This is a genomic window from Amazonocrinis nigriterrae CENA67 (assembly GCF_016056305.1).
In the GTDB taxonomy this organism is placed as follows: domain Bacteria; phylum Cyanobacteriota; class Cyanobacteriia; order Cyanobacteriales; family Nostocaceae; genus Amazonocrinis; species Amazonocrinis nigriterrae.
Window position 1 is genome coordinate 56,225 of record NZ_JAECZC010000021.1, and the last position, 13,344, is coordinate 69,568.

At 40.1% G+C, this 13,344-nt stretch carries 13 protein-coding genes; 5 read left to right on the forward strand and 8 right to left on the reverse strand.

What is annotated here, in order from left to right:
* Nucleotides 1-168: 168 nt before the first annotated feature.
* The 3 genes from sufR (at nt 169) to I8748_RS13585 (ending at nt 2,025) form a co-directional block, all read left to right on the forward strand.
* Complete coding sequence (sufR, locus tag I8748_RS13575) at nt 169-852, forward strand: iron-sulfur cluster biosynthesis transcriptional regulator SufR (RefSeq protein WP_198125109.1); 684 nt, start codon at nt 169-171, stop codon at nt 850-852.
* A gap of 115 nt (nt 853-967) precedes the next feature.
* Nucleotides 968-1,225, forward strand: a complete 258-nt coding sequence (locus tag I8748_RS13580; RefSeq protein ID WP_198125110.1) for a hypothetical protein — start codon at nt 968-970, stop codon at nt 1,223-1,225.
* A gap of 341 nt (nt 1,226-1,566) precedes the next feature.
* Nucleotides 1,567-2,025, forward strand: a complete 459-nt coding sequence (locus I8748_RS13585) for a YbhB/YbcL family Raf kinase inhibitor-like protein (protein ID WP_225896402.1) — start codon at nt 1,567-1,569, stop codon at nt 2,023-2,025.
* An 80-nt stretch (nt 2,026-2,105) separates the two neighbouring features.
* Here the strand turns inward: I8748_RS13585 and I8748_RS13590 are convergent, their stop codons facing one another.
* Both I8748_RS13590 and I8748_RS13595 read right to left on the reverse strand, forming a co-directional pair.
* Entirely contained in the window at nt 2,106-2,738 is a 633-nt protein-coding gene (locus I8748_RS13590; protein ID WP_198125112.1) for a hypothetical protein, read from the reverse strand.
* 486 nt (nt 2,739-3,224) lie between these two features.
* Nucleotides 3,225-3,551, reverse strand: a complete 327-nt coding sequence (locus I8748_RS13595; RefSeq protein ID WP_096558705.1) for a YbjQ family protein — start codon at nt 3,549-3,551, stop codon at nt 3,225-3,227.
* 788 nt (nt 3,552-4,339) lie between these two features.
* Between I8748_RS13595 and I8748_RS13600 the strand changes: the two genes are divergently transcribed.
* A complete protein-coding gene (locus I8748_RS13600) occupies nt 4,340-5,020 on the forward strand; it encodes a tetratricopeptide repeat protein (RefSeq protein ID WP_198125113.1) in 681 nt (226 codons plus the stop codon).
* Between the two features lie 684 nt (nt 5,021-5,704).
* Here I8748_RS13600 and I8748_RS13605 read toward each other — a convergent pair.
* From I8748_RS13605 to I8748_RS13620, 4 genes are all read right to left on the reverse strand, one after another.
* The gene (locus tag I8748_RS13605; protein ID WP_198125114.1) at nt 5,705-7,420 is read right to left on the reverse strand and encodes an NAD+ synthase; all 1,716 of its coding nucleotides are present in this window, start codon (nt 7,418-7,420) and stop codon (nt 5,705-5,707) included.
* Nucleotides 7,421-7,504: 84 nt separating this feature from the next.
* Nucleotides 7,505-8,251 (reverse strand): NUDIX hydrolase, encoded by a 747-nt coding sequence (locus I8748_RS13610; RefSeq protein ID WP_198125115.1) that lies wholly within the window; start codon nt 8,249-8,251, stop codon nt 7,505-7,507.
* On the reverse strand, nt 8,212-8,811 hold the full coding sequence (locus I8748_RS13615) for a nicotinate-nucleotide adenylyltransferase (RefSeq protein ID WP_198125116.1): 600 nt from the start codon (nt 8,809-8,811) through the stop codon (nt 8,212-8,214). The genes I8748_RS13610 and I8748_RS13615 overlap by 40 nt, the downstream gene beginning before the upstream one ends.
* Before the next feature lie 94 nt (nt 8,812-8,905).
* The gene (locus tag I8748_RS13620) at nt 8,906-10,327 is read right to left on the reverse strand and encodes a nicotinate phosphoribosyltransferase (protein ID WP_198125117.1); all 1,422 of its coding nucleotides are present in this window, start codon (nt 10,325-10,327) and stop codon (nt 8,906-8,908) included.
* Between the two features lie 508 nt (nt 10,328-10,835).
* Here I8748_RS13620 and I8748_RS13625 point away from each other — a divergent pair.
* Nucleotides 10,836-10,991 (forward strand): hypothetical protein, encoded by a 156-nt coding sequence (locus I8748_RS13625; RefSeq protein WP_198125130.1) that lies wholly within the window; start codon nt 10,836-10,838, stop codon nt 10,989-10,991.
* Between the two features lie 217 nt (nt 10,992-11,208).
* Here the strand turns inward: I8748_RS13625 and I8748_RS13630 are convergent, their stop codons facing one another.
* Both I8748_RS13630 and I8748_RS13635 read right to left on the reverse strand, forming a co-directional pair.
* On the reverse strand, nt 11,209-12,621 hold the full coding sequence (locus tag I8748_RS13630; protein WP_198125118.1) for an LCP family protein: 1,413 nt from the start codon (nt 12,619-12,621) through the stop codon (nt 11,209-11,211).
* A 286-nt stretch (nt 12,622-12,907) separates the two neighbouring features.
* Nucleotides 12,908-13,291 (reverse strand): hypothetical protein, encoded by a 384-nt coding sequence (locus I8748_RS13635; protein ID WP_198125119.1) that lies wholly within the window; start codon nt 13,289-13,291, stop codon nt 12,908-12,910.
* Nucleotides 13,292-13,344: the final 53 nt, after the last annotated feature.

Here is a 13,344-nt window from a genome sequence, read left to right on the forward strand (position 1 = left end):
GCTTTTACTCCGATTTCCATATCGCGTTACCGAGGGGTTACACGGCTGTTAGAATAAGGATGGAGAATAAAACAACAACTATGTTGTTTAATGTATCTTCATTTTAAGCTAGATTAACAACAACATTGTTGTTAAAGTCAATTTTTCTGAAAAATTTTTGGGACTCAGATGGCGACTACCCACCAGTCCTCAACCAAGCAAGATATTTTGGAGTATCTTCTGAAACACTCACAAGCAACAGCTTTTGAGCTAGCTGAAGTTTTAGATGTCAGCCCCCAAGCGATTCGCCGTCATCTCAAGGATTTGGAGGCGGAGGATTTAGTTTTGTACTCGTCAATAGTGCAGGGGGGGATGGGGCGTCCGCAGCACGTTTATCAATTGAGTCGTCAAGGACGCGATCGCCTGCAACCGTCAACGAGCGATCGCTACGGTGAATTTGCTGTTTCTTTGCTTGATACTTTAGCAGAAACGGTAGGACATGACCAATTCAAATCAATTTTACAAAAACAATGGGAGCGCAAGGCACAAGAGTACCGCGATCGCGTGGGTCAAGGTTCCCTGCAAGAACGTGTGGAAAACTTAGTACAACTGAGAAAAGCTGAAGGTTTCATGGCAGAATACCACGCTGTAGATTTGGATGACTCTTCAGATGGCAAACGCTTCATATTTATAGAGCATAACTGTGCCATTTCCAACGTTGCTGAGTCTTTCCCTACTATTTGTGGTCATGAATTAGAAATGTTTGCCGCAGTCTTACCAGACTGTACTGTAGAACGCACTCACTGGATTATCAATGGTGAACATCGTTGTGGCTATTTAATGCAACCCAGAAAACAAAAGTCTCATGAATAAATTTTTGTTTACATTTAATTTAGTTCATGATTAGTAATTTGATGTAAGATATTTTACTGGTTAGTATTCTCAATTTTCCATTGGTCATTATTTTATTAAGTTTGATATCCAATTTATGGATGTACCACAACAACCATCAACACAATTTTTAACCTTAGAAGAATCCGCAAAAGTAGATGCGGCTTTGTTGTCTTCCCCAGAAAAATTTTTAGCAAGATTGACTATTTCATCACTGAAACTCTTGAAACATATTGCCCAAGAGTACAATGTTGCTATTGAAGATTTGACAACCCAGCAAGTGATTGCCTGGTTTGAAAAAGATGCCAAGATTAAGCGAGAACAGGGAATTGAAGCTTCATTTCTCAAGTGGTGAAATTGTAGGCGATCGCACATAAGATTTAACAGAAAATATTAATCGGTAACCCAGCTTAATAAAAATTAACTATCATGAATAAGTCTTAAAATTTGCTTGATTTCTCAATTTATATATATGAAGTAAGCAAGTTTTTTCATTTTGATTATTCCTTTAAGTAGCGCTTTCATAAGTGAAATGAATTACTATTAATTATGAGTGGCAGGCGATTTTTTATAGGTCAAACGATTGCTACATGTGGATTAGTAGGTTTATCTCTAGTTAGTTGTAGAGAAGTTAAAAATGGCAACACCCTAATCAGTCCGACTAAGAGTAGTCAATCAAAACAGGAGGTGAAAACCATGAAATTAGAAAGCACTGCCTTTGATGCGAATGGTTTAATTCCTGCAAAATATACCTGTGATGGAGCAGATATTTCCCCACCTCTTATCTGGGATGAAGTCCCCAAAGGAACACAAAGCATAGTATTAATTGTTGATGACCCTGATGCACCTGGAGGAACATTCGTTCATTGGGTCGTTTACGATATTCCAGCTACAATTCGTCAGTTACCAGAAAAAATTGCGGCTGTTAAGCCTTTACCTGATGGTGGAGTGCAGGGAAAAAATGATTTTGGCAAGTTAGGTTATGGTGGCCCTTGTCCACCTAGTGGTATCCATCGCTACTTTTTCAAAATTTATGCACTAGATCAAGAGTTAAGTTTGCCAGCAGGTGCTACGAAAAACCAAATATTAACAGCAATAGAAAGTCATATTTTGGCGAAAGCAGATTTAATCGGACGCTATAAACGTCAACGTTAAATTACAAAAAGCACCTTGAAAAAGGTGCTTTTAAAATTCCTATTATTTAGTTTTACAAAAAATATCTTAAGTATGCTTTCTTAACTAATGTGACTGCTAGTGCGAGGACTGCGAACTCCAGCAATAGCTCCCATAAGTGATGCAGCCAAACCCAGCAAAGAACCAAATACGAACCACCACAAAGCTCTTGAGGTTGCAGTAGCAATATCACGAGCTTGTTCAGCAGTTAGATTTGGTACATTTTTTGGTAATGCCGTACCTGGTTGTTGCACTTGATTGATGACTTCTCCAGCGTTAGAAGCAGCAATACCAAACGCCCCTGATACTCCACTTGCCAATAGCCAAGAGCTAAGCGCTAAAGTAGTAGCCCAAAAAATAGCACCGTTAAGTAAGGCGGTATTCCGATTCATTGGCCCACAAGCACGGCTGGTTATCCAGCCACCAATGAATAGGGAAATCAACAAGGCTATGGTTGACCAAAGCCCCACATTACCTGCAACATTGGGTGCAATTGTTCTGGGCGCTCCTGAGTTTGCAACACTACCTGCTCCAATTGCCCCAAACAAAGAACTCAGAATTAATTGAGTAGCCAAAGCAACCAATACACCCGAAATTATAGGGCCCCAGCGAACACGGTCATGGTATTCAACTACTCTACTTGCTACTGCCGGATCAGTAATAACTTCATCACCTACACGATTTACGTATGACATAGCTTATTCGCTCCACTGCTCTGCTTTAGCAAAGTTTTTGATTCAGATATATTCATGCTTATCTTTACTGATTAAATTGTGAAATTTCTATTTTTATATCTATCAGCAGAAAGATATATTTCCTCTATCTTTGGTAGGAAAATTATAGACTTTTACAAAAAGTAATTTATCTTGATTGTTAATGATTTTCTAACTTTTATCAATAGTTTATTTTATGGATAAATTCAAGTATATATATCGTTAATATAGATTTATTTAACGTAGAATTAATAAAGTCTAGATTAGAGATGGGATAAAAATATTTATTGTTTTTCAACAAAAACTTAGTATTGGTATATAATTTTTCTATTTAAATGAAAATTTAATAAGTACAATACTGAAGTAATATTAATTATTTTCCTAATAGGGATAAGAGGTGATTTTAACTAAACTATTACCTATTATCCCTATCAAAAGACTATAAACTAAGTCATGATAATGAAAAAATTAACGCATTTTTACAGCAGTACCTGTGGCGGTAATTAACAACAAAACTCCTGACTGGTCAACATTGATTGTACCCGTATCAATTTCTATGCCAATCACAGCGTTTGCTCCTAAACGCTGCGCTCGTTGTTCTAACTCTGCTATTGCTTTGCGCTGACCCTGCTCAAATAGACGCTCGTAGCTGCCGGTGCGTCCACCAATCACATCGCGAATACTGGCTAAAAAATCCCGCAGGAAGTTGCTACCATAAACGACTTCTGCCGTCACAATACCTAGATATGACTCAATAACTGCTCCTTGAATTACATCAGTTGTAGTTAAAATCATAAATTAGCCTCGCAAATAGTACATGAACTGACATCTCATATAAAAATAGCGAATAGGAAGTAGGTAACAATAATTTTTATCCTGTATTGTAAATAACGTTCATGGGTGTCTCTGATGAAGGTATTTATAACTATGCCTTAACGATTAACAGATATGATAAACAAAGTATATACTCTAGTTTTTATACCTCAATCAAGCCTGAGTTAGTAGGCTTTGTTCATAGAGCCAGTCTTTTCGTTTGGCGTGAGGTACAAACAGACTTAATAAACATTTTCTAAGAGTATTTTAGATTTAGCTAGTAAATGCACTCTAGCTTGAGACATTTTCTTGGGTAAAACACAGTGTATAGCAGCTTGTTCAGGAACATTTTGCATTTGGATGCATCTTATCTAGATAATTACCTGAACACAATGAACGATTTTAGATAAAAAATGTGAAAATTAGATACATAGATCACGGTTGATTAAATCCATGATTATAAGTAATTGATATTGCACACTTAGTATTAAAAGTTCACCTTTTGTCTATTTAGGTCAGAAAATGTAAAAACTACTGAGGTCGAAAGATATTTTTTTCTCAATTATAGATTAATCTGCGGGGTATACTTAATAATTTATACTGATGAATCTAAAACTTAGTAAAAAATTTAGCCTTTTGTAGTATATTTAAGTATCAAAATTGAGATTTATTAATATTTTATAAACCTGCATAAATACAGTTTTCAAAAATCAAGATTTTTGTTTTAATGTACAAGAAAAAAACTGCTCTAAAATTTCAGGAATTATACTGTGTACAAACGCATTTCATTCATAGCTAGTGTACTGTTATTAGGGTGCTGTACTGTTACCATCCCCTCAGTAGCTCAGGCTCAGGTACTAGTCTCGCAAGCCAAAAACTCTCAGTTAAAGGAAACCTTAGAGGAAGGACGGAGGCTGGTGGATGCTGGCGACTATAATGGGGCGATCGCTGTCTATCAACGAGCCGCTTCCCTAGACCCCAAAAATGCCAAAATTCATTCTGGCATAGGCTACTTATACGCTCAACAAGGAAATTACCAGTCGGCGCTAGCCTCATATCGTCGTGCTATTGCGATCGACCCCAATAACAGTGATTTTTACTATGCTGTGGGTTATATCAAAGGTAATTTAGGTGATACTGCTGGAGCCAAAGAAGCTTACCGTAAAGCCATACAACTCAACCGCAACCATGTTAATGCTTATATAGGATTGGGTGTCACTCAAGCTCGCTTGGGAGATTATGAAGCAGCCATGTGGGCATACGATCAAGCAATTAGCCTTAACAAGAACAATGCCCAAACTTATGAGTTTATGGCTTCTATGTATAAACAGCGACGCCAAATCAAACAAGCAAATACTGTGCTGCAAAAAGCTCGTCTCTTATACCAAAAACAGAATGACATGGATGGAGTAGCCAGGGTAGATGCCATGTTACGAGAGTTAGGGGGATGAAATCAGTATAATCGATAGGCTGTTAGTTGATAGCTATCAATGACGGAATTAAGCTCAAGAACAACAAGCAGCCAGAGTCATACCTAAAGTTATGCAGTGGCTAGAGCAACCTTGATGTATGCTGTGACTGAATAATGAAGGGTTAGGAAAGACCTGAGCATCAGTAAGGTCTGAATAAGGTTTTTGCAAATATGGGTTAGCTTCAATCCCTTCGAGAAGATCCAATCTCGGAAAAAGTTAAATTTTTCATGGAAAACTCCCACAAACAGGTTTTGGTTTCTAAAGCTTAAATTGACAGCGTACAGTCCAAATTCTGAGTCAAAATCGGGTGCGTTAAAGCAGCACGTAACGCACCCTAAAATTTAAGGTTTACTTAATATTAAAGAACGAACTGCCAAGCACGCCAAGTACGCCAAGAAAGAGAAAGGTATAGCTGGGGACTGAGTAAAAAGTCTTTGTCTTGAAAAGTTCAGATTGGCGGAAGCCGCCGCTCCGACGCCAGTTGCTTTCCGACGCAAGCGCGATTGTTCGCACTGGCTCGACTTTTCGCTTTGTGTCTAGGTTTTATCGAAACAATCAGATCTAATACCAATTCCAAAAAGATTTGCAACACATGAATCGGCTGTAGGGGCGTACAGCCGATTCATGTGTTGTAAATATTTTTGGACTGACAACTGACTATTTTTATGGAACGAAGGTAGGGGTAGGGACGTTGGCGGTTTGATAGGCATTTTTGATACCAACCCACTTACTAGCGATTGGCATTCGCCAACCAGTACCAAAAGCGCGATCGGTAATTTTTAATCCGGGGGGTGCTTGTCGCCGCTTAAATTCAGCACGGGCTACCATTTGGATAACTCGGTTGACAATTGCTGCGTCGTGACCTGCATCGACTATTTGGGCGGCTGATTGGTGGTCGTGAATCAGGCGTTGCAAGATATCGTCTAAAACTTCGTAGGGTGGTAGAGAATCTTGGTCAACTTGACCTGGTTTGAGTTCAGCGCTGGGTGCTTTGGTGAGGATATTTTGCGGGATGATTTCACCATTGCGATTTAACCAATGGCAAAGTGCATAAACACGGGTTTTGGGAACATCGGCAATTACTGCTAAACCCCCATTCATATCACCATAGAGGGTACAGTAACCCACTGCTATTTCTGACTTGTTGCCAGTAGATAACAAAAGATAGCCGAATTTGTTAGCGATCGCCATTAATAAGTTACCGCGAATTCGCGACTGAATATTCTCTTCAGCGATGCCAAACTCTGTTCCTGAAAATAACTCGGCTAAGGAGTTATCAAAACCATCCATTAACTCGCCTATGGGTAAAATATCAATTTTAATCCCCAAATTTTCGCCTAATGCTACAGCATCGCTAACAGAATGTTCTGAACTGTAAGGGGAAGGCATGAGGACACCGAGGACATTTTCTTTACCGAGTGCAGCAGCAGCGATCGCAGCTACTAGTGCAGAATCAATTCCTCCACTTAAACCTAGCACTACTTTATCAAAGCGGCACTTGCGGGCATAATCTTTTACTCCCAAAACCAAAGCCTGCCAAATTTCTTCTTCTTCTGATTCATACTCAGGTGCTATGGAATTTAATTGCAAATCCCGCTGCACTTCGTCAAATTCAACTAACACCAAATCGCTTTCAAAACCAAGGGCACGACAGATAATTTCACCTTGATGATTTAAGCCAAAACTACGACCATCAAAAATTAAGTCATCATTTCCCCCTACCTGATTTGCATAAATCACAGGTTTTTGAAAACGCACAGCACTGTGCTTGAGCATTGCTTCTCTAAAGCGCTGCTTGCCTACACTGTAAGGTGAGGCAGACAAATTAACAATTAAATCCACGCCTAAAATTGCCAAGTCAGCAATAGGATTTACTGCATAACTACGTTTCCCCCAAAACTCCTCATCGTTCCATAAATCTTCGCAAATAGTTACGCCAATCTCGATATTGTCTAAAGTGAAATAATTAGCTTGTAAACCTGGTTCAAAATAGCGGTTTTCGTCAAAGACATCATAAGTAGGCAAAAGACGCTTATGAAAAACTTGCTTAATTTTGCCTGATTCTAATAAAGCTATACTGTTAAATAAAGTTTTACCACCAGTAATATGTGCTTTAGTATTCTCTTCAACAATTCCTACTAATACAGCCAATGTTGGTGGTAAATCTCTCGCCAATTCTTGTAAAGTAACACCCATTGCTTCCACAAAAGTAGGATTTAGTAACAAATCTCTCGGTGGATAACCACATAAAGAAAGTTCTGGAGTTAACAATAAACGCGCACCTTCGGCTGCTGCTTGATGTGCTATTTCCAAAATTTTTTGGGTGTTTCCTGGTAAGTCACCAATTGTCGGATTAAGTTGAGCGATCGCGATTTTCATTGTATTTTTCAGTTGTCAGTTGTCAGTGTCAGTTGTCAGTTGTCAGTTGTCAGTTGTAATTCTTAACAAAGACTTTTGACTTTTTTAAATAAATACTAAAGGTTTGTCTTTAAGGGGGGCGAAAGCTTCAGCGTCAAACTTATATAAACTAGCCGGACGACCAGCACCGCGTGATACCTTTATTCCGGTATCGCATAAAAAACCTAATTTGAGTAGACGCGCTCGAAAATTAGAATAATCGGCAAAGTTTTCCCCTAAAACTGTAGTGTATAACTGATATAAATCATTCAATGTAAATGTTTCTGGCAAGACTTCAAAAGCCACGGGGCTATATTCCAATTTATTTCGCAAACGCCTGTGTCCATAGGCCAGAATTTCATTATGGTCAAAAGCTAATTGTGGTACTTGCTTGACTGGATACCAAGCAATACCAGTGACACCATCAGCAATCAATTCTGCTTCCTCAAACCTGACTAAGGCAAAGTAACTAACTGATAGATAACGCACAGCATAACTATCACTTGCTTCCCGTGGATCACGATTAGGGCCACCGAATGTATACAACTGTTCTAAATATAGATTTTTAACCCTAATTTTTTCTGCCATGATCCGATAAGCAGCATCTTCTAAAGACTCTCCTTCACGTACCAAAGTACCAGGAAGACTCCAAGAATTTAAAAATGGTTCTTGCTGCCGCATTACTAACAGAACTAGCAGCCGATTCTGTGTGGTATCTACAGAAAAAATTACATTATCAACACCAACTTTGAAATCAGCCAAAGGTTGTTGATTTAAAGCAGTTGAAATCTTTTTGTGATTGCGTCCTGGCATTTGTACAAATGCTCTCGATGAATATAAGCAACAATAGGAGGTGTGAGGGCTTCGGTATCTCCGTGGTCACGATACGCTGTTGAGGAAACATCTAAACCAGTCAGACTGGCGATCGCAATTTTTCCTCCTAGCTTTTGCACAGCCTCCAAGCTAGGCTCATCTATGGCATATCCTGGACGCGGTACAATCAGCAGTTGCACTTGCTGTAACAAATCTTCAACTCGATACCAACGGGCTAACTGAGTGAGTAAATCAGAACCAATAACCAACGTATACTCAGCATCTTCTCCCCAATGTGCTTTCGCTTTTTCCACCGTTTCCAGTGTTTTCCAGCTACTTAATTGCTGTTCCACTGCAATGTTGTGCAATGGTGTATCCATATTTGCAATTAACAATCGCAACATTGCCGCCCGATGTTCTAAAGATGTTTGATGGGACTTAAAAGGGTTATCTGCTGCCCAAACTGCCACCCAATCATAACGCTCAGATAACCACTTTAAAATCTCCTGATGTCCGGTAGTTGGCGGATCGGCACTAGTACCAAATAAAGCAATTCTCATAGTAATTCGTAATTCGTAATTCGTAATTCGTAATTAAGACAGACTGAAAAAAGTTTTGCTAAAAGCTGTTTTCAATACTTCACCTGTTACTTGTTCAATGAATACTTTCAAGATTTAGTCTGACCATTTTCCTCTGTGCTTCTGTGGTTCGTTTCTCCGTCTCTTCAGTCAACTCTTGCAACGCCCTTGAAATCTCCACCTGCACAGAAACAGGATGATCTAAACGTCGTGTTTCCTCTGGTAAACTGGCAACCGAGGCGGCAGTACGTTGGCGAATTGTTGCTAAACTTTCTGGTGGTTGCACTCGTTCACCTTGTTTCATCACCACTTGTAACAAAGCTTCTTCACCCACAGGGCTTTCTGTGACTAACCCCAACCTGTCAGCTTTCACCTTACCTGCTGCAAACGACCGAAAAATCTGCTTGCACCCTGGATAAGTCAATTTGCCACTCGACGTTTTCATGACTGGGATACCATCGATTTCTACAAGTTTGTAGACTCCATTTACAGGTGAACCTGTAACTAATCGCGTTCCTAACCCATAGCCATCAATTTCTGCACCCGCTGCTTTGAGTCTGGCAATTTCCCATTCATCCAAGTCGCCACTGGCAAAAATTGATACGCCAGGAAGTAGCGATCGCACCTCTTGGGACAAAGTAACCAAATCCCCAGAATCTAACCGCACTCCACTTAATTTCATTTCCCCTGAATTGACTTTCTCAGCCAACCGCCGAGCCGCGGCGATGGTATCGTAAGTATCAATTAGTAATGGCGCACCTGGAAAGTAAAGGTGAAATGCGCTAAAAGCCTGGTCTTCACTTCCTTCCATTGCTGACAGTGCCATCACCAAAGCGTGAGCCATCGTACCACTTGGCTGTTGTCCCAGTTGTAGCGCCGCTAACACATTGGAAGTGGCGTTCAGCCCACCTGCCAATGCTGCCCTCGCCGCCCACAAAGAACCTTGGGGACTAAATGCCCTTCTTGTACCAAATTCTAGAAGCGTTGCTTGTTCTCCTGCTACATCACGTAGGCGTGCTGCCCTTGTAGCGATCAAAGTTTGGTAATTTAGGGTATTTAACAAATAAGTTTCTACTAGCTGTGCTTGCCAGAGTGGTGCTTCTACACGCAACAATGGCTCATTGGCAAACACGGCTGTTCCTTCCGGTACTGCCCAAACATCCCCAGTAAACTTGCCCTCAGCTAAAAGTGACCAAAAGCGATCGCTTGCCCCAGCAAAAATTCCTGTAGCCTGTAAAGCTGCTATTTGAGAGGCACTAAAGCGAAATTTTTCTAAATATTCCAACGCCTGCGCCAGTCCCATAGCGATCAAATAGCCAAAACCCTCTGGCGATCGCCTGACAAATAACTCAAAGCTTGCCCGTCGTTGTTCTAAACCTTCACCTGTGTAACAAGCTGCCATTGTCAGCTGGTAAAGGTCAGTAAGCAGGCTGTAATCAGCCGCAGAGAGATTCAGTTCTTGGTTCTGGTGGCTGTCCAAGTCAGAGGAAGTTGTCATGTCAGAGCGTCCTTTCAAGAATGCTTCTCTTATTATGGTAAATTTTACCATAAATAATGTCAACTCTGAGGAAACTTAGTTCATAAATAGCGGATAAACACTATCTTTAGAGTAATTTAACAGTAATTTGTGCTATTATTTAATTATTTTTAATAGTTAATTTTATTAATTTTGCAAAATCCAAAAACACCAGCCTGTTCAAGTGCAGAGTTAGGAGTTAGGAGTTAGGAGTTAAGAACTATCTCCTTCATCTCCCCTGCTCCCTTTCTCCCCTTCTCCCCTGCACCCCTGCACCCCTGCTCCCCTGCTCACCATGCCTTCTTGCAATAGCTCAGTTATAATTAGAATCAAAGGGAAAAGTTTGCTTGCCAGATAAGCTAAAGTATTGCAAACATATCTGAACTATCATTGCATAAATTCTCAATATATTGAGAATCAAAGCTAGGGAAGAAGATTAGAACTAAAGTAGAGACATCACAGTTATTAGCGGCTCAAAAAGGAGTCTGATATGATGTTTATTACCAAAATCATTGCTAACATAACCCAGTATATTTCTGAAGCTGCAATGCGGATTTTTGGCCCTAATGATGATGCTTATCCTAATATTGGTGTACAACCTTTTACAGGCGAACCTTATAAAAAAGGTACAGCCGATAGTTGGTAGATAATGAAAGATTAATCAATGAGATATCAAGATATGCCTAATAAAAAGGCGTGAGTACGAACCTCACGCCTTTTTGTTTAATTAATCCTTATGAACTACGTACATTAGAACGAATGAAAACCCTTTTTATTTTTGTGTCTTGGTGTCTTAGTGGTAAAAATATTTAACCACTAAGGCACTAAGGCACAAAGTATTTTCAACTTCAAATATTTAAAATTTATGGTGACTGTTCAAAGATAGCTTTTTGTTGTAACCAATCTTTACCTACTTGAATACTGATATCAGAGTCGATATTACCAGTGCTTTCTATCCGCACATCTCCAAATCCCAAAGCATTGCGAATTGATTCAGCACTTGTACCATCTCCTTTTTGGGCAATAATATTAGTTACATCTAAAGGTTCACTCCAAGGTTTAGATATAAAAACATTGCGATAGCCAGCTTTTTCTAGAGCTAACACCAAAGGTCGCAGGTTAGAGCGATCGCCACCTGTGCTATCTTGAATTGCTACTCGTAAAGTACTTGGGTCAGTCTCCTGCTGTTCAGTTGTTGATTCCAAGCCAAAGTGTTGTGCCATCAGTTTGGCGATACCATTTTTATTAGGTATCCAATAGCTAGCATCATACTCGTTCTTCTCGCTAAAGCGACCTGGTAGCAATAACATTTCCATATTCGAGCGATTAGTTCGCACTCCAAAACCTACCAGCGCTACTAACTCCTCAACTGTTAAGTTAGTGTCAATATTTTCTTTAACGACGTTGAGAATTTTAGGTAATTGAGCTACCGTTACAGGGTTGAGGGCTTGGTCAATCAAAGCCCGGATCACCATTTGCTGCCGCTGAATCCTACCGATATCTCCCAGTTCATCATGGCGATAACGCAGTAATTGCAGTGCCTGGTCACCGTTGAGATGCTGCTTGCCTGCTTTTAAATTGATATACAGATGTTGCGAATCATCTTGGTACTTCATATCTTTGGGGACGTAAACTGTCACCCCACCCAAAGCATCAATTAGCTTGCCTACACCCAAAACATTAATTCGGATATAGCGGTCAATTCCGACACCGCCCAAAACATTACTAACAGTTTTGGCAGTCAAAGCTGGGCCACCTTCAACATTAGCTGCATTGATTTTTCTGATTCCATGCCCCTCGATTTCTGTACGGGTATCTCTGGGTACAGAAAGCATAGTTATTTTTTTGCTTTCTGGGTCAAATTTCATCAAAAGCATGACATCAGAAAGACCATCAAAGGAATTTACCTGAGGTAAGTATCTAAGATTTTTAGTTTCTGTGGGAGGATTTTGGACATCTGGCGGTAGTACACTCATCCCCATAAGTAAGATATTGACGGGACGAGTTAATTCTGAAAATCGTAACCCACCGCCAGAGATGCGATCGCCATCAAAGACTGCTTCTTCTTGGGGACTTAGGTCGGCTTGCTGCAACGGTGTACTTGTTAAAGAAACCGCCAACAGTGCCCCTGCTGTTGCTGACACCATTGCAATACCACTCATACCTACCCAGAACCATAGCCAGCGTCCAGATTTTGAGGTCTTTTCGTTTTTGTCCTTTGGGTTAGGGGCGTTTGCCGATTGGTTTCCTTCCGTCGAAGTTCTTTGACTGGTCACAGACTTCCTCACATTTAACTGATCAAATTTGGTAAATTTGTAGACTAAATTATATGCAGACAAATTAAGGTATAGCAGTTAACTCTTAATGAATCGTGCTGACTGTTTCACAAAGAAGCGTTAACCACAACACTTATAGCAGGAATTCTCCTTCTTTGTGGCAAATCCGGAGATGTTGTATTGCAGTATGACAACAATAAACTGGTTTGACCAGAGTTGCTAGTAGTTAATCTGTTATTTATAGACATTTCAGTGATAATACTAGCTGTGCCATTGCTCACAGAAATTAAGGTAAGTATTTACCCAGCACTCGCTCTGCAAAATTGCTAAACCCTGGTAAACGCTGGGATTTACCTTGCATTAGGCGAAACATTAGCCAGACACTCACCAAAAAGTAACCAGATGTGAAAAAGCTATTAAGGATTAATAAACGTAGTGTAAAAAATTCTGAAGCTTCTGCTCCAGTTGCTAACAACACGTACCCTAATAACCAAGTAAATGCCAGGGTAATAGACAGACGACTAACACTTTGTTGTTCCCGATTTCCTTGACGACGATAAAGAATCCACAGAGATGGGAAAAAGCCAATAACAGGAATTAAATATAACAGTAATTGACTTTTGGATGTTGGGGATTGGGAATTGGGAATTGGGAATGGGGAATTGGGCATTGGGAATTGGGCATTGGGGAACTCGGGCCCCCCATCCCTCCCGCTCCCCACCT

What these genes read in the sequence shown, in the direction of transcription:
- I8748_RS13590 (WP_198125112.1), bottom strand. Translation starts at nt 2,738, where the DNA reads ATGTCATACGTAAATCGTGTAGGTGATGAAGTTATTACTGATCCGGCA.
- I8748_RS13620 (WP_198125117.1), bottom strand. Translation starts at nt 10,327, where the DNA reads ATGACAACTTCCTCTGACTTGGACAGCCACCAGAACCAAGAACTGAAT.
- I8748_RS13605 (WP_198125114.1), bottom strand. Translation starts at nt 7,420, where the DNA reads ATGAAAATCGCGATCGCTCAACTTAATCCGACAATTGGTGACTTACCA.
- I8748_RS13610 (WP_198125115.1), bottom strand. Translation starts at nt 8,251, where the DNA reads ATGCCAGGACGCAATCACAAAAAGATTTCAACTGCTTTAAATCAACAA.
- I8748_RS13595 (WP_096558705.1), bottom strand. Translation starts at nt 3,551, where the DNA reads ATGATTTTAACTACAACTGATGTAATTCAAGGAGCAGTTATTGAGTCA.
- I8748_RS13585 (WP_225896402.1), top strand. Translation starts at nt 1,567, where the DNA reads ATGAAATTAGAAAGCACTGCCTTTGATGCGAATGGTTTAATTCCTGCA.
- I8748_RS13580 (WP_198125110.1), top strand. Translation starts at nt 968, where the DNA reads ATGGATGTACCACAACAACCATCAACACAATTTTTAACCTTAGAAGAA.
- I8748_RS13615 (WP_198125116.1), bottom strand. Translation starts at nt 8,811, where the DNA reads ATGAGAATTGCTTTATTTGGTACTAGTGCCGATCCGCCAACTACCGGA.
- I8748_RS13635 (WP_198125119.1), bottom strand. Translation starts at nt 13,291, where the DNA reads ATGCCCAATTCCCCATTCCCAATTCCCAATTCCCAATCCCCAACATCC.
- I8748_RS13625 (WP_198125130.1), top strand. Translation starts at nt 10,836, where the DNA reads ATGATGTTTATTACCAAAATCATTGCTAACATAACCCAGTATATTTCT.
- sufR (WP_198125109.1), top strand. Translation starts at nt 169, where the DNA reads ATGGCGACTACCCACCAGTCCTCAACCAAGCAAGATATTTTGGAGTAT.